The organism is Pseudomonas sp. MG-9 (assembly GCF_018729515.1).
Lineage (GTDB): Bacteria > Pseudomonadota > Gammaproteobacteria > Pseudomonadales > Pseudomonadaceae > Aquipseudomonas > Aquipseudomonas serboccidentalis.
Genome location: NZ_JAHHZH010000007.1, coordinates 354,002 through 374,415, shown reverse-complemented (window position 1 = coordinate 374,415; position 20,414 = coordinate 354,002). Strand labels below are relative to the sequence as shown.

Genomic DNA, 20,414 nt, shown 5'->3' with positions numbered 1-20,414 from the left:
AGAATTGGGCTTTCTGAGTTGCCAGCGCCAGTTGTTCCTCGAGTTCTTTGATTCTTTGCTCGGGAGTCAGTGGCAAGGTTGGCTCGTCCATAGGTCTGATCCTCTGGGAGCGAATGGAGGCGCCTTGGCTCCAGTCCTGGCGACCGTGTTTGCGTAACCAAACCAGCACCGTCGACCGACCCTGAATCCCATAGCGCCGCTGAGCCTCTTTATAACTCAACTCGCCTTTTTCGACCTGGTCAACAACCGATAATTTAAAAGCCAGTGTGTAATCACGCTGACTGCGCTTCGTGCCCGTATCCATTGCACCTTCCTGAAAAGAAGTCAGAAGGTGTAAACCTTATTCAGGACGGGACAAGGTTCGCAAAAAAGCCCCGTGCAGGATGACCTGACGGGGCTTTTTCGTTCCGTCTACCGCTGGCTAGTTTGCCGCGCCACCCTCGGCCTTACCTATCGAAGTGCTGACTTGGCTGATTTGGCGGCGTCCATTGACCGTGTAACTTTGTGCCTGCTCTTCAGATCCCGGCTTACGCAATGTCAGTTGAGCAAACAGCCCGACTTTCTCATCGTAGCTGCCAAACCAATTGATCAGTCTGGCGATAAAACAGTCGTCGCCGAGGATTACCGGAACATCAGCGACAGGTTCAATTGCGTAATAACTTGCACCGAAACTGTAATAGTCGTCTTCCCCGGGGCCTGACGGTGGGATCGGGCAGATCGGTTTGGAACTCGTTGTTTGGCTCTTGTCTATCTGCGACAAACCTTTAGCGAGAGCCTTTTGCACGGCTGGCTCCAATTCATAGGCTGTCGGATTGTCCTGATTCGTCTGGGTGCGAGGCACGTTCAGTTGATAGCGGTATTGCACCGTTATCGTGGGGACCTGGCGGTTAATCCGTAGGGGATTGAGCAGATAGACCTTATCAACACCGTATGCACTGTCTCGGTAGGCGGCGTAGATTTTTCCACGAACCTTGATCCAGTTGACCGCTTGGTTAGCACCGCGATCATTGGTGTAGAACAGGGTGGTCTCGGCATTGGCTTCGGGAGCGGCTTCGGCACCTCGTCTGATGAATCGGCTGCCCGTGCCGCGCCAGGTTTCGGTGTACCAGAACAACCCGGTGCCACCGGAATAAGTTTCCACGATCAGGTCGCGCAGTCCATCGCCATCCAGATCGGTGAGGATATAAGTTGTTTGACCTGTGTCGGCGGCTCCCGTGATGTTGGACGCAATCAATGCCTTCCATTCATCCTGGCTCACCCCATTAGGGATCGTTTCGGGAAAGTGCGTTTGCTCATCATCATCGGGGATGCCGGCAAATGACGTTTTATCAAGGCTTACCGTGAATGCACCAAGGGCCTTTTCCAGAGAAAATTCGGGATCAACCTTGCTCGCCACCTCGATGCGCTGTTGCAGGTCCATCATCACCTGTTTGTCTATCTCGTCGGGTGCGTATGCCAGCGTATCGGTCCATTGCGTCTGCAACAATTCCAGTCGCTCGCGATAGCGCTGATTCAGGCAGCTGACATCTTCAGCGCATTGGTTGCGGGCCTTTAGCCAAAGGCGCTGAGCGATTTGCAGCTCGGCCTTTGTATCTGAGGTGGACTTCATGAGTTTGCTGTATGCAGCAGCCATCTGCGCATCCAGGTCATACAACCCTTTATTCGCACAAATCGTATTTTCGACGGCGCTCGAAGCTTTCGCACAATCCATTCCAGCCGCCATCGCTTGCTGGATAAACAGCAGCGCACAGGCGGACACGATGTAACGTCCTTTGATGTACACGAGATAAACCTTGTAGTGGAAAGGTAAGCCGGTGCGCAGGGTAATCGCTGTACGAGGAATCTTGAAGTGTCCGCTTCAGGGAACGTCACTTGTGGCCGATAACCCACTCGGTGACTTAAAAGTCGCGTGAAATCGCTTGATAGCATTTGGCCTGCAGCTATCATCTGCGCGCCTGAAATTGCCCTCACTTCAATTGCCTGGAAATCCTCGATGCTGTCGTATCACCAAAAGAGTTTTCTGATCGTCGATGATTTCTCGGATTTCCGCAGTTCCGTGCGTTCGATGCTGCGCGAGCTGGGGGTCAAGGATGTGGACACCGCCGACACCGGCGAGCAGGCGCTGAAGATGTGTGCGCAGAAGTCCTACGATTTCATCCTGCAGGATTTCCATCTCGGCGACGGCAAGAAGAACGGCCAGCAGGTGCTGGAAGACCTGATGTCGGAAAAGCTCATCAGCCATGAAGCGGTATTCGTCATGGTGACGGCCGAGACCAGTCAGGCGATGGTGCTCAGTGCCCTGGAGCATGAGCCGGATGCGTACCTGACCAAGCCGTTCAACCGCTCCGGCCTGGCTCAGCGTCTGGAGCGTCTGGAGCAGCGCAAGACATTGCTCAAACCGATTCTGCAAGCCCTTGATCGCGGTAAGCCGGTCGAGGTGCTCAATGCCTGCATTGCGCTGTGCAAGCAGGACATCCGTTATTCGCCGCTGTGCCTGCGTTATCGCGCCGATGCACTGCGCGACATGAATCAGAACGAAGCCCTTGAACGCCTCTACGACAGCATCATTGCCGATCGGCCTCTGCCGTGGGCGTTTGCCGGGTTGGGCAAGTTGCTGTTCAAGCGTGGGCAAGTGGCGCAGGCCAAAGGCGTCTACGAAAAAGCGCTGAAAGTGTTCCCGATGATGCCGGCGTTGTACGACGGCATGGCCGATGTGCTGGTTGCCGAGGGCGACACCAAAGGCGCGCAGCGGGTGCTGGAGGAGGCGATTCGGTTGTCGCCGCTGGCGGTGCGCCGGCAAGCGTTGCTCGGCAAACTGGCGATGGCCAACGAGGATTTCGACACCGCCTCCCGCGCCTATCGTCAGGCGGTGGCGCAGGGCGCGCAGTCGCGCTTCAAGGATCCGGAAAGCAACCTCGGCCTGGCCCATGCATTGATCAGCAAAGGCAGCGAGCGCGGTCTCGACACCCGCACGCGGCTGGAGATCAACACCACCCTCAGCGCCGTGGCCAAGGAAAACCCGACGGACCCGGGCCTGCAGATTCGAGCGCGCCTGATGAAGGCGACCAGTCTGCTGCTCAACGATGCCGAGACGGCCGACAAGCTCACCGAGCAAGCGCTGATGCGCCTCGACGGCATGGAGCAGTTCATGAGTCCCGAGGCAGCGCTGCTGGTCGCCAAGCAGTTGCAGATGCTCGGACAGGCCGAGGCGGGTACTTCGATGCTCAAGAGCTGCGCGGAGATCTACGGCGATGATCCGGCGGTGATGAAAGACATCGCCAAGCTCACTGACGACCCGACTATTCTCAACTCGAGCAACGCCGCCGCCGACCTCAACCGGCAGGGCGTGCGCGTGTACAAGACCGGCAACCTGGTGGAAGCCCGCGAGGTGTTCCGCAAGGCACTGAAGATGCAACCGAAGAACATCAGTATCGCGCTGAACATGGCCCAGTCGCTGCTGCACGGCACCGACACCAACGTGCCGTCGGCGGAGCTGGAAGAATGTCGGGCCTGCCTGAAAATGGTCGGCCTGATGCCCGACACCGACGCGCGTTATGCGCGTTATCAGAAGCTGAAAAGCAAGGCGTTTGGCGAATGAACCACTTTGATCCGGCGCTGGATTTCTCCACGGTGATTGCCTCCACCGTTCACGACATGAAGAACTCGCTGGCGATGCTGATGCAGGCCCACAGCCAGTGGCTGGCGCGCTTGCCTCAAGAACAGCGTACGGGGGCGGAGCAGGGCGTGATCGACTTCGAGTTCGCCCACCTCAACGGCATGCTGGTGCAGTTGCTCGGGCTGTACAAGCTCGGTGTCAACCAGATGCCGCTGCAACCGGCGTATCACGAGCTTGATGACTTCATCGAGGCGCAACTGGCGGCGCATCAAGAGGTGTTCGCCAGTCGCGGGATTATCGCCACCTATGAAGTCGATCCGCTGAGCCCGCTGGGGTTCTTCGATCGTGAGCTGATTGCCTCAGTGCTGGGCAACTGCATCAACAACGCGATTCGCCATGCCCGCGAGTCGCTGCTGATCACCGTCAGCGACGAGGCCGGGCAACTGGTGTTGAGCATCAACGATGACGGCGACGGTTACCCGGCCGAAATGCTCGAACGCCAGGCCGACTACGTACAGGGCATCAATCACAGCAGCGGCAGCACCGGGTTGGGTCTGTATTTCGCCAACCGCATTGCCGCGTTGCATCAGCGCAATGGCGTGGTCGGGCACACCGAGATCCGCAACGGCGGGCCGTTGGGCGGCGGCATCTTCAGCCTCTACCTGCCTTGATCTGACGCGCACCCGTGTAGGAGCTGCCGGAGGCTGCGATCTTTTGACTTTGTTTTTCAAGTTCAAAAGATCGCAGCCTTCGGCAGCTCCTACAGAGGGTATTCAGGTTGTTTGGATTTTTGTTTGACGCTGCTTGATATTCCGAACAGCCGGAGCCTATTTTGTACGGGTCGCCGTTCGCGGCTCGCACAACAACAAGGGATTGCGTCATGACAAGCGATGGCCAGCGTTCACTCGCGCAGCGACTGACCGGCATTGATGAGATTGAATGTGTCACGCCGGATTTGAATGGCGTGCCGCGAGGCAAGGTGATGACCGCCGAGGGTTTCCTCGAAGGGCGGCGTTTGCAGATGGCGCGGGGTGTGCTGCTGCAATGCATCATGGGCGGTTATCCGCCGGCGCGGTTTTACGGCAGTGATGACGGCGACCTGGCGCTGGTGGCCGAGCCGAGCATGATCCACCCCCTGCCATGGAGCGACGAGCCACGGGCCCTGGCCATCTGCGATGCCGACGAGCTGAGCGGCGAAAGCTCCAATCTGTCGACCCGTGGCCAACTCAAAAAAGTCATCGCCCGTTACGCCGCGCGCGGTCTGGTGCCGGTGGTGGCGACCGAGCTGGAATTTTTTGTCTTCGCGCCGAACACCGATCCAACCCAGCCGTTCCGTCCGCCAGTCGGCCTCGACGGACGTCGCGAAGACGGTCAATCGGCGTTCAGCGTCAGTTCCAATAACGGTCTGCGGCCGTTCTTCAACGAAGTCTATAAATGCATGGCGGCGCTCGGCCTGCCGCGCGATACCTTTATGCATGAGATGGGCGTCAGCCAGTTCGAGATCAACCTGTTGCACGGTGATCCGCTGTTGCTGGCCGACCAGACTTTCCTGTTCAAGCACCTGCTCAAGGAAGTCGCGCTCAAGCACGGCCTGACGGTAGTGTGCATGGCCAAGCCGCTGGCGCACACGCCGGGCAGTTCGATGCACATCCATCAGAGCCTCGTCGAGAACGCCACCGGCAAGAATGTGTTCAACGACGAGAACGGTCAGCCGACGGCGATGTTCCGTCACTTCATCGGCGGGCAGCAGGCGGGCATGGCTGATTTCACTGCGCTGTTTGCGCCGAACGTGAACTCTTATCAGCGTCTGTGCCACCCGTATGCGTCACCGAACAATGCTTGCTGGTCTCACGACAACCGTGCGGCTGGGCTGCGGATTCCGGCCAGTTCGCCGGTGGCTCGACGCGTGGAAAACCGGTTGCCCGGTGCCGATGCCAATCCGTATCTGGCGATTGCCGCGAGCCTGGCCGCTGGCTTGCATGGGATCGAGCATGAACTGGAACCGACCGAAGCGATTCAAGGCGAATTCGAAGTGCCGGACAATCTTTCGCTGCCGTGTACCTTGCATGCCGCTCTCGAGCGTCTGAAACGTAGCCAATTGGCGAAGGAACTGTTCGGACAGGAGTTCATCGAAGGCTACATCGCTTCGAAGACCATGGAGTTGACCAGCTTCTTTGATGAAATCACTCCCTGGGAACGGCGTGTTCTAGCAGCCCAGGCCTGACGAACTGTCGCCATCGGGCTATCGTTTGGATAGCCCGATACTTACTGCAAGGAGCCGCTCGGAACGCCGATGCGCCAAATCTGGAAATCCTTTCGAGCGCTGTATTTCGCCTCGCTGATGATGTTGATCGGCTCGGGCCTCTTATCTACTTATCTGGCTTTGCGCCTGGCCGCTGACCATGTCGATGGGTTGTGGGTTGGTGCGCTGATGGCGGCCAACTATTTCGGCCTGGTGCTGGGCGGCAAGATCGGTCACCGATTGATTGCCCGGGTCGGGCATATCCGTGCGTATTCGGCGTGTGCCGGGATTGTTGGCGCGGCAGTGCTCGGGCACGGCCTGGTCGACTGGTTGCCGGCGTGGCTGGTGCTGCGGACCATCGTCGGTCTGGGCATGATGTGCCAGTACATGGTGATCGAGAGCTGGCTCAACGAGCAGGCCGACGCCAATCAGCGCGGCCTGGTATTCAGCGGCTACATGATCGCTTCGTACCTGGGGCTGGTGCTCGGTCAACTGATTCTGGTCATGCACCCCGGCCTTGGCCTGGAACTGCTGATGCTGGTCGCGCTGTGCTTCGCGCTGTGTCTGGTGCCGGTGGCGCTGACCCGCCGGATTCACCCGGCGCCGCTGCATCCGGCCCCGATGGAGCCGCGCTTCTTTATCAAACGCGTGCCGCAATCGTTGAGCACGGTGCTGGGGGCCGGTCTGATCATCGGTTCGTTCTACGGTCTGGCGCCGCTGTATGCCTCGCAGCAGGGGCTGTCGACCGAGCAGGTCGGTCTGTTCATGGGTAGCTGTATTTTTGCCGGGTTGCTGGTGCAGTGGCCGTTGGGCTGGTTGTCCGACCGTTATGATCGGGCGCTGCTGATCCGCTGCTTTGCCGGGTTCCTGGCGGTGGCGGCATTGCCGTTGGCGATCCTGCCGCAGGTGCCGCTGGAAGTGCTGTTCGTGGTCGGCTTCCTCTGTTCGCTGGTGCAGTTCTGCCTGTATCCGCTGGCGGTCGCGTTCTCCAACGACCACGTCGAAGGCGATCGCCGGGTGTCGCTGACGGCGATGCTGCTGGTGACCTACGGTGTCGGCGCCAGTATCGGGCCGCTGCTGGCGGGTGTGCTGATGAAGCTGTTCGGCAGCCAGAGTCTGTACGCGTTCTTCAGCTTCTTTGCGCTGGTGCTGGTGTGGCGCATCCGTCCGAAAGCGGTGACCAATCTGCACCAGGTCGACGACGCGCCGCTGCACCACGTGGCAATGCCCGACAGCATGTCCAGCTCGCCGCTGGTGGCCGCCCTCGACCCGCGTGTCGATGAGCAGGTGGTGCAGGAGCAGATGCAGACCACGGTCACGCCGGAGCCGGAGCCAGAATCCGAAGAGCAGCCCGAAGCGCCGGCGGAAACTGATCCCGCTGATGAGGACGATAAACCAACACCGGACATCAGTGGTGCCAGACCCTGAATCGGTGACGATAAAGCTATTCAAGCAGTGACGCTGTAACTGTGGCGAGGGAGCAAGCTTCCTCGCCACAAGGGACTCACCGCTGCCAGATTATTTGCCAATAAAAAAGGGCAGTCCCGCCAAGGACTGCCCTTTTTTTTGCGCGTTCGACTCAGAGATCGTCTTTGTCGAAGCGACGTGCTTCACGTTGCAGCTGATAGACGAAGCGCTCGACGTTGCGCGCAGCCTGACCACTGATGTTGTGGAAGCGCAGACCGGCGAAGGTGATGTTGAGCTTTTCTTCGAAATGCAGATAACGCAGTTCGACCGAGGTCGGCTGATTGCCGAACAGCGGGGGGGCGATCAGGCGGTCATAGACCTGGCCCAGCTGCAGGCGATCAGTGATGTCGCCTTCAAAGCGCAGCTTGCAACCGGTGGCGGAAATATCCAGCAGTTTGCCGTTGATCGGTGCCTTGAGCTTTTCGCCGCCGAGTTCGACGCTGACCAGATCGGTCAGCTTCAACGCAGCGCGGAAGGCGTTGCGGCGCTGGTGGTAAACCACTTCGGTCGGCAGCTCGCCGGTGTAGAAGCGATCGCTCTCGGATTCTTCAATGTTCAACGTGCCAGTGCATTCCCAGGCGATGCGCACGCCTTCGTGGAAACCTTCGACCTTGAACGGCTCGCCCGCCAGCAGAAAACGTTCGCCATCGCGCGGGATCATTTCGTCCAGGGCGATGGTCGCGGTTTCACGGTCGACCTTGATCAGGTAGCTCTGGAAGCGCTGGCTGCGTTCATGGAAGGTGATGATCAGCGGATCGTGGCTTTCTTGCAGCTGGCGCAGGTTGCTGGAGATTTCCAGGGGCGTGGTCAGCACCTTTGGTGGCTGCGGACTATCATCCGCGCTTAGGGCGTTTGGCACGTTTTCTCAATCTCCAGACAAAATTTGACTACGACTAGCCAGCATTTTGCCAGCATGTTTCGCGGGTTGATAGTGCAGGCACATCGAATGGCTCACGCCTGGCTGAGCGTACGCGGCTTGGTAGGTTTGGCGAACGTGCCGGAGGCGTCATACAGCGCTGGAGGCTCGCCCCCGGTGAGGATTTTCAGCTGATTGGCCGTGGCGGCCTGCTGAATCTGGATCGACTGACCGTTTTTGACGTTGGCCGCCTGGCACTGGGCAATCAGGTCGGTCAGCACATCGCTCTGCGACAGCAACTGGTCGCCAATGCTCGAGTGGCTGGCCAGTTGCTCCAGGCCCTGACGGTCGAGCGGCAGGTTGAGGCTGGCAAGGATTTCGCTGCGCTTGCGGCCATGCTGTTCAAGCAGAATGATCAATGCCTGTTTGCGCGCCAGAATATCTTCCAGCAGAGGCATGTCGCGACCGTGCAAGGCGAGGGACTCGGTTTGCAGTAACTCCAGCAATTGTTGAGCTGGAGCAAAGTCGTCGGTGATCAGTTGCAATAAATTAGTGTCGTGCATGGCTGGCCTTGGGTTCTAAGCGTCCAAAAGCCTGGCGCCGGCAAAAGCCTAGCGCTGGGCTTCGAAGTTGAGCAGTTTGCTGGCTACACGGTTGCTGTCGACTTTGTAGCTGCCATCGGCAATCGCTGCTTTCAACTCGGCCACGCGGGCTTTGTCGACGGCAGGCTGATCGCGCAGCTTGTCAGTGACCTTCTGCAACTGTTGAGCCTCATTGCTGAGGTGTACCGATTCCCCGCTTTTTGCGGTACTGGCCGTTTCGGCCGGGGTATTCAGCGGCGCGGAGGTGCCGGTTTCGGCGGTTTCCTTGGCGTTGCTGGTACGTGTACTGCCCGTAAGTGACGAGGAGCTGTTCAAACGGCTGAAATCGATGACCATGTTAAAAACCTCTGGGAATTTGGACGCTTGCCATGTTTTCGGCCATTCCCTGAAAAACTTTAGGCTCACTTTGCAATGAGCTGCATGTGCCGAAGCGTGTCCTGCTGCGGCACAGTTTAGGGAAGCGTCGGGGCGCGCGCCAGTTTTCTGCGTGAGCGTTTTACATGGCCACTTCCACTTGGCCCGGCGCAACGACTTGCGCCTTGATGACCCGGTTGGAATTGAGGTTTTTCACCCGAATCTGTTCTTTCAGACCGCCATTGGCCAGGGCTTCACCGGGCATACGCACGGCGAGCGTACCGCTGCGGGCGATGATGACCACCTGATCACCCTTGCGCACCACTTCCGCCTGTTCCAGATGCACCAGGGTAATGACCTGATCGGCGACCGTTGGTCGGGTTAATTTCTGCCCGATGGCGTCATCCACCGACGTCAGGAAGCCCTGATTGATCTGGCTGACGTCGCGTTCACGCAGGGTCACGTCCTGCGGCCCGATAATCCCGGCGCGTTTGAGGGGCCGGGTGGTGGTGACAATCTCGCGAAACAGGCGGACTTGAGCGGGCACGAACACCGTCCACGGCGAGCTTCCCTCGCACCGGACCTTGACCGTTACCCGGCCCAGCGGACGTGCCGGGCTCTCCAGCGACGCTGTCAATTCCTTGTCGCACATAGGCATGCGCATACGTGGGTCGAGCTGGTTGACCTCGATTTCGTAGCGGCCTTCCGTTTGACTGGTAGCCAGATAGTCTTCTACGGTGAACTCAAGAAAGCCCTGAGTGACGCCGATAAGCATGTCAGGCAAGGTAACCGTATCGGCACCGGCAGGGCTGCCAGCGAAAAACAAGCAGACGGCGGACGTCGCGCACAGCGCTTTGCGGGTGCGGGAGGTCAGGCGTCGAAAAAATGTCGTTTGAGCGTTCATACGAGTTAAAAAGCAAGCGCCGTGCCGTTTAGCAATGAATGTGCGTCGCAACAACACTTGGCGTTGGTGTAGGAGTCTGGGCATGGCTGGTGTAATGGATTCGGTGAACCAGCGCACGCAACTGGTAGGGCAGAATCGCCTGGAGCTGTTGTTGTTCCGTCTCGACGGTCAGCAGCTCTACGGAATCAACGTGTTCAAGGTACGGGAAGTGCTGCAGTGCCCGTCGCTGACGTTGATGCCCAAGTCCAGTCCTGTCGTGTGCGGGGTGGCGAATATTCGGGGGGCGACCATTCCGATCCTTGATCTGGCAATGGCGACCGGCTCCGGGGCGTTGAAAGACAAGAACAGTCCGTTCGTGATCATCACGGAGTACAACACCAAGACCCAGGGTTTCCTGGTCCGCTCGGTGGAGCGCATCGTCAACATGAACTGGGAAGAGATTCATCCGCCGCCCAAGGGCACGGGGCGCGACCACTACCTGACCGCTGTGACTCGGGTCGACAATCAGTTGGTCGAAATCATCGATGTCGAGAAGGTGCTGGCGGAAGTCGCGCCGACACCGGAGGCGATTTCGGTCGGTGTGGTCGATGTCGAGACCCAGAGCAAGGCGTTGTCGCTGCGGGTGCTGACGGTCGATGACTCGTCGGTGGCGCGCAAGCAGGTCACGCGTTGCCTGCAGACGGTCGGTGTCGAAGTGGTGGCGCTGAACGATGGCAAGCAGGCGCTGGATTACCTGCGCAAGCTGGTCGATGAGGGCAAGAAGCCGGAAGAAGAGTTCCTGATGATGATTTCCGACATCGAGATGCCGGAGATGGACGGGTACACCCTGACGGCGGAGATCCGCAGCGACCCGCGCATGCAAAAACTTCATATCATCCTGCATACTTCGTTGTCGGGGGTCTTCAATCAGGCGATGGTCAAGAAAGTCGGTGCCGATGACTTCCTGGCCAAATTCCGTCCTGATGACCTGGCATCCCGGGTAGTCGACCGGATCAAAGCAGCAGATATCAGCTAGGGACCTTCTGTCCCTGGCGGTCAACACGATTTAAGAGGCGGCATCATTGTCTACGGGTAATTTGGATTTCGAACAGTTCCGGGTCTTCCTGGAAAAAGCCTGTGGCATTTTGCTCGGTGAAAACAAGCAGTACCTGGTCTCGAGCCGTCTCAACAAACTGATGGAGCAGCAAGGCATCAAGTCCCTGGGTGAGCTGGTACAGCGCATCCAGACCCAGCCGCGCAGCGGTTTGCGCGAGCAGGTGGTCGATGCCATGACGACCAACGAAACCCTGTGGTTTCGTGACACCTATCCGTTTGAGGTCTTGAAGAACAAGGTGCTGCCCGAGGCGATCAAGGCCAGTCCCAACCAGCGTCTGCGGATCTGGTCGGCGGCGTGCTCGTCGGGTCAGGAACCGTATTCGCTGTCGATGTCGATCGATGAGTTCGAGCGCAGCAATCTCGGCCAGTTGAAGATGGGCGTGCAGATCGTTGCCACGGACTTGTCCGGCAGCATGCTGACCAACTGCAAGACCGGCGAGTACGACAGCCTGGCGATCGGTCGCGGTTTGTCCGCCGACCGTCTGCAGCGTTACTTCGACCCGAAAGGGCCGGGGCGCTGGGTGATCAAGGCGCCGATCAAGAACCGGGTGGAATTCCGTTCGTTCAACCTGCTCGACAGCTACGCGAGCCTGGGCAAGTTCGACATCGTGTTCTGCCGCAACGTACTGATCTACTTCTCCGCCGAGGTGAAGAAGGACATCCTGTTGCGCATTCACAGCACGCTGAAGCCGGGCGGGTATCTGTTCCTGGGCGCCTCCGAAGCGCTGAACGGTTTGCCGGATCATTACCAGATGGTCCAGTGCAGCCCGGGGATCATTTACCAGGCCAAGTGAAGCATGTGGCAAAAGAAGGGAGCCCTCAGGGGCTCCTTTTTTTTGCCGCATGCTTCACGTAGGAGCTGCCGAAGGCTGCGATCTTTTGATTTTGTTTTTCAAGATCAAGATCAAAAGATCGCAGCCTTCGGCAGCTCCTGCAGGGGGAGGTGTTAACAGGACGAAGCGGCAGAAAAGCGGCAGCCAGCGGAAACCGGTTGCCGCTTTTCTGGCATTGCCGCGTTGCCGACTTCTCGCAAAGCCCCGGTTTACGGGGGTTTTTCTGTTTGGCACGGGGCTTGCTAAAGCTCAGGTACGAAAAACCGGTCACCCGAAGGTTCCCGACATGAGCATCAGCTTCGATAAAGCGCTCGGCATTCACGAAAAGGCATTGGGCTTCCGCGCCCAGCGTGCCGAAGTGCTGGCCAACAACATCGCCAACGCCGATACCCCGAACTACAAGGCTCGGGATCTGGACTTCTCCAAAGTGCTTGAGGCACAGACCCAGAAGAACGCCAACGGCACCATCGCCCTGAACATGACCAACAGCCGTCACATCGAAGCTGAAGGCCTGGGCAATGGCGACGAGTCGCTGATGTATCGCACGCCGATGCAGCCTTCGATCGACCAGAACACCGTGGACGCCCAGCTTGAGCAGTCGAATTACGCGGAAAACGCGGTCGGCTTCCAGGCCAGCTTCACCCTGCTCAACAGCAAATTCAAAGGGCTGGTGTCAGCCCTGCGCGGAGAGTAATCCATGTCCCTGTCCAGCGTTTTCAACATTGCCGGCAGCGGCATGAGCGCACAAACCACGCGTCTGAACACCGTGGCTTCGAACATCGCCAACGCCGAAACCGTCTCGTCGAGCATCGACCAGACCTACCGCGCCCGTCACCCGGTATTCGCCACCATGTTCCAGGGCGGCCAGAACAGCGGCAGCAACTCGCTGTTCCAGAGCCAGGACGCAGCCGGGCAGGGCGTGCAGGTGCTCGGTGTGGTCGAAGACCAGAGCAACCTCGAAGCGCGTTACGAGCCGAACCATCCGGCGGCCGACGCCAAGGGCTACGTCTACTACCCGAACGTCAACGTGGTGGAAGAAATGGCTGACATGATTTCCGCGAGCCGGTCGTTCCAGACCAACGCCGAAATGATGAACACCGCCAAAACCATGATGCAGAAGGTACTGACCCTCGGTCAGTAATAAGGGGCGACTGCCATGAGCGTTACCGATACCACCAGCAGCCTGAGCATGAATGACATCCTGGCGAACTCGTCGAAAAAGACCAGTTCGACCACCGGTGGCATTGCTTCGGCGACCAACAGCGCCACCGGCGGCCAGGCACTGGGCAAGGACGCGTTCCTGCAATTGCTGGTGACCCAGCTGAAGAACCAGAACCCGCTCGATCCGCAGGACAACAGCGCCTTCGTTGCGCAGTTGGCGCAGTTCAGCAGCCTTGAGGGCATCACCACCCTCAACAGCACCGTCAGCTCGCTGGCCGGCAACTACAACTCGTCGCAGGCACTGCAGGCGTCGTCGCTGGTGGGTCGCAACGTGATCGTGCAGACCAACAGCGTTCAGATGGACGACCCGAGCAAGGGCATGACCGGTTCGGCCACCGTTCCGTCGTCGATTGCCGGTGGCACCGTCAGCATTACCGACAGCAGCGGCACGGTCGTTCGCACCATCGATCTGGGCAGTCGCGCCGCAGGCAGCGCGAGCTTCACCTGGGACGGCAAGGACAAGGACGGCAACCTGGTGAAGGCCGGTACCTATACCGTCAAAGCCAACGCATCGATCAATGGCACCTCGACCGACCTGGCAACCTACCTGCCGGCCACGGTCAACAGCGTGACCATCAGCCAGACCGGTGGCGAGCTGATGCTCAACCTGTCCGGCAAGGGCACCGTCGCCCTGTCCAAAGTACAAACCATTGGTATATAGAGCCGACTAACCGGCACAAAGGAGTGGAATATGTCTTTCAATATCGGCCTTAGCGGTCTCTATGCAGCCAACAAACAACTGGACGTGACCGGCAACAACATCGCCAACGTCGCGACCGCCGGTTTCAAATCGTCCCGTGCAGAATTCGCAGACGTCTACTCGGCCACTCGCCTGGGTACCGGCAGCAAGGTCATCGGTAACGGTGTACGTCTGGCCAACGTTTCTCAGCAGTTCACCCAGGGTGACATCAACAACACCGGCAACGTGCTGGACATGGGCATCAACGGCTCGGGTTTCTTCACCATGAGCAACAACGGCTCGATCTCCTACACCCGGGCCGGTACGTTCAAGGTCGACGATAAAGGTTACATCACCAACACCGACTACACCTCGCGTCTGCAAGGCTACGGTGTGGATGCCAACGGCAAGGTCATCAACGGCGTACTGACCGACCTGAAGATCGACACTTCGAACCTGGCGCCAAAGTCCACCTCGCTGGTGACGTCGACTATCAACCTGGACTCGACCGCTCCAGTGATCGATGACACAGTGGCCGCTGGCAAGTTCGACCCGAACAACCTCGCGACCTACACCAAGTCCTTCAGTACCCCGATCTATGACAGCCAGGGCAACATGCACCCGATGGATCAGTATGTGGTCAAGACCGGTGCGAATACCTGGAAGGTCTACACCCTGGTGGACGGTCGTAACCCGGACGCTACCGGTAGCGATCCGAAGGTCACTGCGCCGACACCTTCTACCATGACCTTTGACTCCGCTGGCAAACTGACTCAGGTCAGCACCCTGCCTGGCCCGGTGATCAGCAGTGATCTGAAGCTCGCTGGTTGGGTCCCGGGTAACGTCGTCAACGGTACCTTCAAGCCTAATGGTGCGGCCGCGAACCCGGCAGGTATCACCATTTCGATGGCTCAGACCACCCAGTACAACGCGGATACCGCCCGCTCGATCCCGACTCAGGACGGTTATGCCACTGGCCAGATCACCAACCTGACCATCGACGGTACCGGTACCCTGTTCGCCAACTTCAGCAACAACCAGAACAAGGCCATCGGCCAGGTTGCGCTGGCCAGCTTCACTAACGAGCAAGGCCTGCAAGCGATCGGCGGAACGAGCTGGAAGGAAACGTTCGCTTCGGGTATCCCGGGTTATGACGCTCCGCAAACCGGTACCCTGGGTTCCATCCAGTCCAACTCGCTGGAAGAATCGAACGTTAACCTGACCAACGAGCTGGTAGACCTGATCAAGGGCCAGAGCAACTATCAGGCGAACGCCAAGACCATTTCGACGCAGAGCACCATCATGCAGACCATCATTCAGATGACCTGATATCGATGTTTTGTAAAAAGCTGTAACGGAAAGCCCCTCTTTGAGGGGCTTTCTTGTTTAATGCGCGCGCCGGGGGCTACTCGTCTGCGGCAATCGTATTTTTGCGGGCGTATTCACGCGCTTGCTCAGGCAACACCCGGGCGCCAATGAACGGTTCGTCCAACCACAGACAGGGATGTAACGATCACTCCATGGTTTTTTTCTCTCGCTCCCGAATCGTCTTCGGGACGCTGTTCGTTAGTGCATTGCTGGTCTGGTTTATAGGGGGGCAGGGCTGGGGCGCCACGCCAAGGAAATATCTGACCACGACCGTCACCGTTGAAGATCTTGAAGAAACAGTATTGGCCAGTGGTACGGTCAAGCCTTTCCAGCAAGTCAGTGTTGGCGCACAGGTCAACGGGCAACTCAAAAGCTTGAAGGCCGGGTTGGGCGATACGGTGCGCCAAGGTCAGCTACTGGCCGAGATTGACCCGCTGTTGCCACAGAACGAACTGCTTAAGTCACGGGCAGCGTTGCTCAGTGTCCGGGCACAATATAAGGCTCGACAGGCGATGATTCGCCAGTACGAACTTGATTTCCGTCGCAAGCAAAGTCTGGTTGCCAGTGAGGCCGGATCGCGGGCCGATCTGGAGATTGCCGAAGCGCAATTGCAAAGCTCTCGTGCCGAACTGGCATCCCTGGCTGCGCAGATTTCCCAGGCGGAGATAGAAATCCGCATCGCCGAAGTCAACCTTGGCTACACGCGTATCAGTGCGCCGATGGACGGAGAAGTCATTGCCGTGGTGACTAAGCAGGGGCAGACCGTCGTTTCCGCGCAGAGTGTCCCGACCTTGCTGATCCTGGCCCGGCTGGACCGGATGACGGTCGAGGCGCGGATATCTGAAGCTGACGTGGTTCGAGTCAAGCCAGGCCAAGCGGTATCCTTCAGTATCCTGGGCGATCCGGATCGGCGCTTTGAAAGTCATATTCGGGCGGTAGAACCGGCGCCAGAGTCCATTACCCGGCAGGACACAATGCAGGGTGGTGGTGGCTCGACTGCTGGCGGTGCCGACGCAGCGGTGTACTACAACGCGCTGTTTGACGTGCCCAATGACGATCGTTCGTTGCGCACTTCAATGACGGCGCAGGTCAGCGTGCTGCTCGATTCGGCGCCAAAAGCCACAACGGTGTCGGTGGCCGCGTTGGGCAAGCGCGTCGCTGATGGCCGCTATGAAGTGCGTCGACTGGTTGGTGGTCAGTTGCAGACGGTGCTGGTCAAGACCGGTTTGCGCAATGACCTTAACGTTCAGGTGTTGGATGGTCTCAAGGAGCATGACGAAGTTGTCCTCGGCGAAGAGCCGGAGGCTCAATGAGCAGCGCCAATGATCTTTGCGACTTGACACCAAAACCCGCGCAAGAGGCTCTGCCGGTTACGCAGTTGCTAACCCTTGAGGGCGTGCAGCGCTGGTTCGCCGATGGCGAGGCCAGGACTCATGTGCTGCGCGACGTGAATCTGACCATTGCCGCTGGTGAAATGGTGGCGATTATCGGGCCGTCCGGCTCCGGAAAATCCAGCCTGATGAATATCCTCGGCTGCCTGGATCGTCCCTCTGCCGGTCGCTACTGTATCAACGGTGTCGATATGGCCGGTATGAGCAGCGATGAACTGGCGACATTACGTCGTGAGCATTTCGGGTTCATTTTCCAGCGCTTTCATTTGCTGTCGCATTTGAGCGCCGAGGCCAACGTCCAGGTGCCGGCCATTTACGCCGACCAGTCGTTTATCGAGTGTCAGCAAAAGGCTAGGGCATTGTTGCAACGCCTGGGGCTGGGGCAGCGCATGCAGCATCGACCGGGGCAGCTTTCCGGTGGTCAGCAGCAGCGGGTCAGTATTGCCCGTGCGCTGATCAATGGTGGCGCGGTGATCCTGGCCGACGAACCCACCGGCTCGTTGGACTCACGCAGTGGTGAAGAGGTAATGGCCATCCTGCGTGAACTGCACCGTAGCGGCCACACCATTATTATCGTGACCCATGACTTGCGGGTGGCGCAGCACGCTGACCGGATTATCGAGATTCATGACGGAGGGATCGTTGCGGATCAATCGAATGCCAGCCGAAAAGTGCCTGCGGCGCAGCTCGCTCAGGAGGGTGAAAGTACGCTAGATCAGGGGCGCGAAGCGGCGGCAGTGCATTGGCGTCGCTTCAGCGAGGCTTTCAAGATGGCCTGGGTTTCCCTGTGCAGCCATCGTATGCGTACATTGCTGACCATGCTGGGGATCATCATCGGCATCGCCTCAGTGGTGTCGGTGGTCGCGCTGGGGCAGGGGGCGCAGACCCGAGTCCTGCGCGATATCAGCGCCATGGGCACCAATACCATCGATGTTTATCCCGGCAAGGACTGGGGAGATGAGCAGGCCGCCTCGATCCGGACTTTGCAACCTGTGGATTTGCGGATCATCCAGGGGCAGTCCTGGGTCGACAGCGTCTCGGCGATGGTCAATGGCAGCCGAACGATTCGCTATCGCAATCTGCATGTCAGTGCCACCGTCAATGGTGTCGGCCACGATTACTTCCAGGTGATGGGCATCCGCATGAGCAAGGGCGCGGTGTTCAGTGCCAGCGATGTGATGCGCCGTGGCCAGACCCTGATCATTGATCACAATACCCGACAACGGCTGTTCAAGGACTGGGAGCAACCACTGGGCAAAGTGATCCTGGTGGGCGGCCTGCCTTGCACGGTGGTGGGGGTCATGGAAAATCGCGATGACGGTTTTTCAGGGCCGAGCCTGCAAGTCTATTTGCCTTATACAACGGTGATGGGGCGCTTGTTGGGGCAGAGCCATTTCAATTCGATCAAGGTTCGGCTCAAGGACCAGGTGGCCAGCGCTGCAGCAGAGCAAGCGCTGCAAACATTGTTGGTGGCACGTCATGGGCGCGCAGATTTTTTCCTCAGTTCCAGCGACAGCATCCTGAAAATCGTGCAGAAAACCACGGATACCCTGACGCTGCTGATCTCTGCCGTGGCGTTCATTTCACTCTTGGTCGGTGGTATCGGGGTGATGAATATCATGCTGGTATCGGTCACTGAGCGTACCCGGGAGATTGGTATCCGCATGGCCGTCGGCGCTCGACGTGCAGACATCTTGCAGCAATTCCTGATCGAGGCGATGTTGGTCTGTCTGTTGGGTGGCTTACTGGGCGTCCTGTTGTCGTTGCTGGTCAGCCAGGTGTTTGGCTACTTCGTGCAGATGATCGTCATGGAGTTCACGGCGTTGGCAATGATTTCAGCCTGTTTGTGTTCGCTTCTGGTCGGCGTGTTGTTCGGTTATATCCCGGCGCGCAATGCCGCCCGGCTTGATCCAATTCAGGCGTTGTCCCGAGAATGAAGTGCATGAATGGCAAGTGGACTTGGGCATTGCTGCTGCCTTTGTGCTTGAGTGGATGTGGCGCTCTGCTGCACAGCGAGTACCGTCAACCCGAGGTGCACGCACCGGCCTTCTGGTTGGGTGACACGACGCACGACCGCTCATTACGTGCAGGGCAGCGATGGTGGGAAACATTTGGTGATCCGCGTCTGAATGCGTTGGTCGATGACGCCCTGATGCGTAACAACGATCTCGCTGTGGCTGCCCTCAGAGTGCGCCGGGCAGCGCTTCAGGCAGGGCTCACCGGCACCACTATCACGCCTGATCTGGACGTGGGTACGGGGGCGGAGTGGAGCAGGAACCTGCGTCGTGACGGTTCAACCCAGCGCCGGTTCTCCACGACCTCGTCGATGCGTTACGAAGTCGACTTGTGGGGGCGGCTGGCGAGTACGCGCGATGCTGCGCAGTGGGCGTTAGTGGCGACTGACTTTGATCGGCGCGCCAGTGCACTGAGCCTGGTCGGCACGACGGCGCGCCTGTATTGGCAAATCGGCCTGTTCAACGAACTGGTCCGGTCGGCCCGGGACAGTATCCGGTACGCCGAGCGGACGTTGCAGCTGGTGCAGTCCCAGCGTCTGGCTGGCGCGGCGACTGGGCTCGAAGAGGCGCAAGCCGAGCAGGTGCTGGCTACGCAACGTGCGGTACTCAGCGATTATCAGCAGCAACTTGAAGCGGCGCGCAACGCACTGGCGATTATTTTCGATCAGGCACCCGAGCACCGCTTTACAGAACTGGAACAACTGCCTTCGGTAACATTGGCGAGTGTCCCGGCAGGCTTGCCCGCCGATCTGGTTGCCCGACGTCCGGATCTGCAGGCGGCTGAATGGCGATTGCGTCAGGCATTGTCGAACTATGACGCAACGCGAGCCAGTTTCTATCCCACGTTTACGCTGACGGGCAGTCTGACAACAGGCGGTAGTCGGGAGTTGAGTCAAGTGCTCAATAATCCAGTCGGTCTGTTGGGGGTCGGTATAAACCTGCCGTTTGTGCAGTGGAATGTTCGCAAATATACAGTTGGAATATCCGCCGTTGACTACGAGGCGGCGATCATTGAGTTCCGCCAAGGGCTTTATATCGCGCTGTCGGAAGTTGAAGATGCGTTGTCAGCACAAGTGCAGTTTACCCAGCAGGGTTTGCGTCGTGAGCAGGCACTGGCCGCCGCACTGAAAGCAGAAGGGTTGGCGGAGATCCGCTATCGCAGCGGGCAGACGGGTATCAAGGAGTGGCTGGATCTGCAAGAGAGCCGGCGTGCCGCGCAAATTTCGCTGGCACAGAATCGCTTCGAGCGACTGCAGGCGCGAATGGGGTTGTATCTGGCGCTGGGTGGGGGCTTCGTGCATTAGGTTATTGCGCACGCAGACGTTAAAGGATTTGAAGCTTGTCAGTGATTAAGGAAGATTGTGCTGCGTCTCTGAATTGATTTAGTTAGTTTAATTGATGTAGGTCATTGTATTTGTATGCAATTAATCTTGTAGGGTTTTGCTTGTTTGTTATTTGTGTTCTTTTCTATTTAATTAATAAAGAGTCGGTTCTTTCCAGGTTTTATTTATTGTTTTTAGTTGTTTCGTAATGTAAGGTGCGCGCTCTTTCATCAGGGCTCTTGATGATTGATTGGGTACTCGCTTGCAGTACTTTTATTGCACGCTCTGGTTGAGTCGAGAAGTGTGATGAACGCTAAGCATTCATTGTGCCGACGGCAACTTGGGACGTTTATTTGAAATGGAGATCGTTATGTCGCTGCGTATGGGTTTTGGTCTGACTTTGGCCGCAAGTTTGCTGCTGGGTGCTGTCGTTGTTCAGGCTGCGCCAG

The 20,414-nt window shown here is 58.4% G+C and carries 19 protein-coding genes; 13 read left to right on the top strand and 6 right to left on the bottom strand.

The window, feature by feature from the left end; genetic code table 11:
• Both KKQ10_RS20360 and KKQ10_RS20355 read right to left on the bottom strand, forming a co-directional pair.
• On the bottom strand, positions 1 to 304 hold a 304-nt coding region (locus KKQ10_RS20360; protein WP_215499517.1), incomplete at its 3' end, for a helix-turn-helix domain-containing protein.
• Positions 305 to 421: 117 nt separating this feature from the next.
• Entirely contained in the window at positions 422 to 1,783 is a 1,362-nt protein-coding gene (locus KKQ10_RS20355) for a lysozyme inhibitor LprI family protein (protein WP_215502110.1), read from the bottom strand.
• A gap of 210 nt (positions 1,784 to 1,993) precedes the next feature.
• Here KKQ10_RS20355 and KKQ10_RS20350 point away from each other — a divergent pair, with 210 nt between their 5' ends.
• The 4 genes from KKQ10_RS20350 to KKQ10_RS20335 all read left to right on the top strand — a co-directional run bounded on the left by KKQ10_RS20350 (position 1,994) and on the right by KKQ10_RS20335 (position 7,286).
• Positions 1,994 to 3,598 (top strand): tetratricopeptide repeat-containing response regulator, encoded by a 1,605-nt coding sequence (locus KKQ10_RS20350; protein ID WP_127651380.1) that lies wholly within the window; start codon positions 1,994 to 1,996, stop codon positions 3,596 to 3,598.
• Positions 3,595 to 4,287, top strand: a complete 693-nt coding sequence (locus KKQ10_RS20345) for a sensor histidine kinase (protein ID WP_215502109.1) — start codon at positions 3,595 to 3,597, stop codon at positions 4,285 to 4,287. Before KKQ10_RS20350 ends, KKQ10_RS20345 begins: the two co-directional genes overlap by 4 nt.
• 311 nt (positions 4,288 to 4,598) lie before the next feature.
• Positions 4,599 to 5,840, top strand: a complete 1,242-nt coding sequence (locus tag KKQ10_RS20340) for a glutamine synthetase family protein (RefSeq protein ID WP_215502118.1) — start codon at positions 4,599 to 4,601, stop codon at positions 5,838 to 5,840.
• Positions 5,841 to 5,909: 69 nt separating this feature from the next.
• The gene (locus tag KKQ10_RS20335; RefSeq protein WP_215502108.1) at positions 5,910 to 7,286 is read left to right on the top strand and encodes an MFS transporter; all 1,377 of its coding nucleotides are present in this window, start codon (positions 5,910 to 5,912) and stop codon (positions 7,284 to 7,286) included.
• A 151-nt stretch (positions 7,287 to 7,437) separates the two neighbouring features.
• On the opposite strand, the gene KKQ10_RS20330 is transcribed toward KKQ10_RS20335, so the two are convergent.
• The 4 genes from KKQ10_RS20330 to flgA form a co-directional block, all read right to left on the bottom strand.
• Positions 7,438 to 8,184 (bottom strand): flagellar brake protein, encoded by a 747-nt coding sequence (locus KKQ10_RS20330; RefSeq protein ID WP_215502107.1) that lies wholly within the window; start codon positions 8,182 to 8,184, stop codon positions 7,438 to 7,440.
• 92 nt (positions 8,185 to 8,276) lie between these two features.
• Positions 8,277 to 8,744: a flagella synthesis protein FlgN gene (locus KKQ10_RS20325; RefSeq protein WP_127651385.1), complete on the bottom strand. Its 468-nt coding sequence runs from the start codon at positions 8,742 to 8,744 to the stop codon at positions 8,277 to 8,279.
• Positions 8,745 to 8,792: 48 nt separating this feature from the next.
• A complete protein-coding gene (gene flgM, locus KKQ10_RS20320) occupies positions 8,793 to 9,119 on the bottom strand; it encodes a flagellar biosynthesis anti-sigma factor FlgM (RefSeq protein ID WP_064588763.1) in 327 nt (108 codons plus the stop codon).
• 160 nt (positions 9,120 to 9,279) lie between these two features.
• Positions 9,280 to 10,041, bottom strand: a complete 762-nt coding sequence (flgA, locus tag KKQ10_RS20315) for a flagellar basal body P-ring formation chaperone FlgA (protein ID WP_127651386.1) — start codon at positions 10,039 to 10,041, stop codon at positions 9,280 to 9,282.
• 82 nt (positions 10,042 to 10,123) lie between these two features.
• Between flgA and KKQ10_RS20310 the strand changes: the two genes are divergently transcribed.
• The 9 genes from KKQ10_RS20310 (at position 10,124) to KKQ10_RS20270 (ending at position 19,947) form a co-directional block, all read left to right on the top strand.
• On the top strand, positions 10,124 to 11,056 hold the full coding sequence (locus tag KKQ10_RS20310; protein WP_041074300.1) for a chemotaxis protein CheV: 933 nt from the start codon (positions 10,124 to 10,126) through the stop codon (positions 11,054 to 11,056).
• A gap of 46 nt (positions 11,057 to 11,102) precedes the next feature.
• On the top strand, positions 11,103 to 11,930 hold the full coding sequence (gene cheR, locus KKQ10_RS20305) for a protein-glutamate O-methyltransferase CheR (protein WP_007963053.1): 828 nt from the start codon (positions 11,103 to 11,105) through the stop codon (positions 11,928 to 11,930).
• A gap of 325 nt (positions 11,931 to 12,255) precedes the next feature.
• Positions 12,256 to 12,663: a flagellar basal body rod protein FlgB gene (gene flgB / locus KKQ10_RS20300; protein ID WP_007917581.1), complete on the top strand. Its 408-nt coding sequence runs from the start codon at positions 12,256 to 12,258 to the stop codon at positions 12,661 to 12,663.
• A 3-nt stretch (positions 12,664 to 12,666) separates the two neighbouring features.
• The gene (gene flgC / locus KKQ10_RS20295) at positions 12,667 to 13,110 is read left to right on the top strand and encodes a flagellar basal body rod protein FlgC (RefSeq protein ID WP_003227217.1); all 444 of its coding nucleotides are present in this window, start codon (positions 12,667 to 12,669) and stop codon (positions 13,108 to 13,110) included.
• Between the two features lie 15 nt (positions 13,111 to 13,125).
• Positions 13,126 to 13,851, top strand: a complete 726-nt coding sequence (flgD, locus tag KKQ10_RS20290) for a flagellar hook assembly protein FlgD (RefSeq protein WP_215502106.1) — start codon at positions 13,126 to 13,128, stop codon at positions 13,849 to 13,851.
• A 30-nt stretch (positions 13,852 to 13,881) separates the two neighbouring features.
• On the top strand, positions 13,882 to 15,198 hold the full coding sequence (flgE, locus tag KKQ10_RS20285; protein ID WP_215502105.1) for a flagellar hook protein FlgE: 1,317 nt from the start codon (positions 13,882 to 13,884) through the stop codon (positions 15,196 to 15,198).
• 146 nt (positions 15,199 to 15,344) lie between these two features.
• On the top strand, positions 15,345 to 16,550 hold the full coding sequence (locus KKQ10_RS20280) for an efflux RND transporter periplasmic adaptor subunit (RefSeq protein WP_215502104.1): 1,206 nt from the start codon (positions 15,345 to 15,347) through the stop codon (positions 16,548 to 16,550).
• A complete protein-coding gene (locus tag KKQ10_RS20275; protein WP_215502103.1) occupies positions 16,547 to 18,565 on the top strand; it encodes a MacB family efflux pump subunit in 2,019 nt (672 codons plus the stop codon). The genes KKQ10_RS20280 and KKQ10_RS20275 overlap by 4 nt, the downstream gene beginning before the upstream one ends.
• A gap of 5 nt (positions 18,566 to 18,570) precedes the next feature.
• Positions 18,571 to 19,947 carry an efflux transporter outer membrane subunit gene (locus KKQ10_RS20270; protein WP_215502102.1) on the top strand — a complete coding sequence of 459 codons (1,377 nt, stop codon included), beginning with the start codon at positions 18,571 to 18,573 and terminating at the stop codon, positions 19,945 to 19,947.
• Positions 19,948 to 20,414: the final 467 nt, after the last annotated feature.

Bases quoted from the DNA above. Each gene is read 5' to 3' on its own strand.
- KKQ10_RS20350 (WP_127651380.1), top strand. From the start codon at position 1,994: ATGCTGTCGTATCACCAAAAGAGTTTTCTGATCGTCGATGATTTCTCG.
- KKQ10_RS20345 (WP_215502109.1), top strand. From the start codon at position 3,595: ATGAACCACTTTGATCCGGCGCTGGATTTCTCCACGGTGATTGCCTCC.
- KKQ10_RS20340 (WP_215502118.1), top strand. From the start codon at position 4,599: ATGACCGCCGAGGGTTTCCTCGAAGGGCGGCGTTTGCAGATGGCGCGG.
- KKQ10_RS20335 (WP_215502108.1), top strand. From the start codon at position 5,910: ATGCGCCAAATCTGGAAATCCTTTCGAGCGCTGTATTTCGCCTCGCTG.
- KKQ10_RS20325 (WP_127651385.1), bottom strand. From the start codon at position 8,744: ATGCACGACACTAATTTATTGCAACTGATCACCGACGACTTTGCTCCA.
- flgM (WP_064588763.1), bottom strand. From the start codon at position 9,119: ATGGTCATCGATTTCAGCCGTTTGAACAGCTCCTCGTCACTTACGGGC.
- flgA (WP_127651386.1), bottom strand. From the start codon at position 10,041: ATGAACGCTCAAACGACATTTTTTCGACGCCTGACCTCCCGCACCCGC.
- KKQ10_RS20310 (WP_041074300.1), top strand. From the start codon at position 10,124: ATGGCTGGTGTAATGGATTCGGTGAACCAGCGCACGCAACTGGTAGGG.
- flgB (WP_007917581.1), top strand. From the start codon at position 12,256: ATGAGCATCAGCTTCGATAAAGCGCTCGGCATTCACGAAAAGGCATTG.
- flgC (WP_003227217.1), top strand. From the start codon at position 12,667: ATGTCCCTGTCCAGCGTTTTCAACATTGCCGGCAGCGGCATGAGCGCA.
- flgD (WP_215502106.1), top strand. From the start codon at position 13,126: ATGAGCGTTACCGATACCACCAGCAGCCTGAGCATGAATGACATCCTG.
- flgE (WP_215502105.1), top strand. From the start codon at position 13,882: ATGTCTTTCAATATCGGCCTTAGCGGTCTCTATGCAGCCAACAAACAA.
- KKQ10_RS20280 (WP_215502104.1), top strand. From the start codon at position 15,345: ATGAACGGTTCGTCCAACCACAGACAGGGATGTAACGATCACTCCATG.
- KKQ10_RS20275 (WP_215502103.1), top strand. From the start codon at position 16,547: ATGAGCAGCGCCAATGATCTTTGCGACTTGACACCAAAACCCGCGCAA.
- KKQ10_RS20270 (WP_215502102.1), top strand. From the start codon at position 18,571: ATGAATGGCAAGTGGACTTGGGCATTGCTGCTGCCTTTGTGCTTGAGT.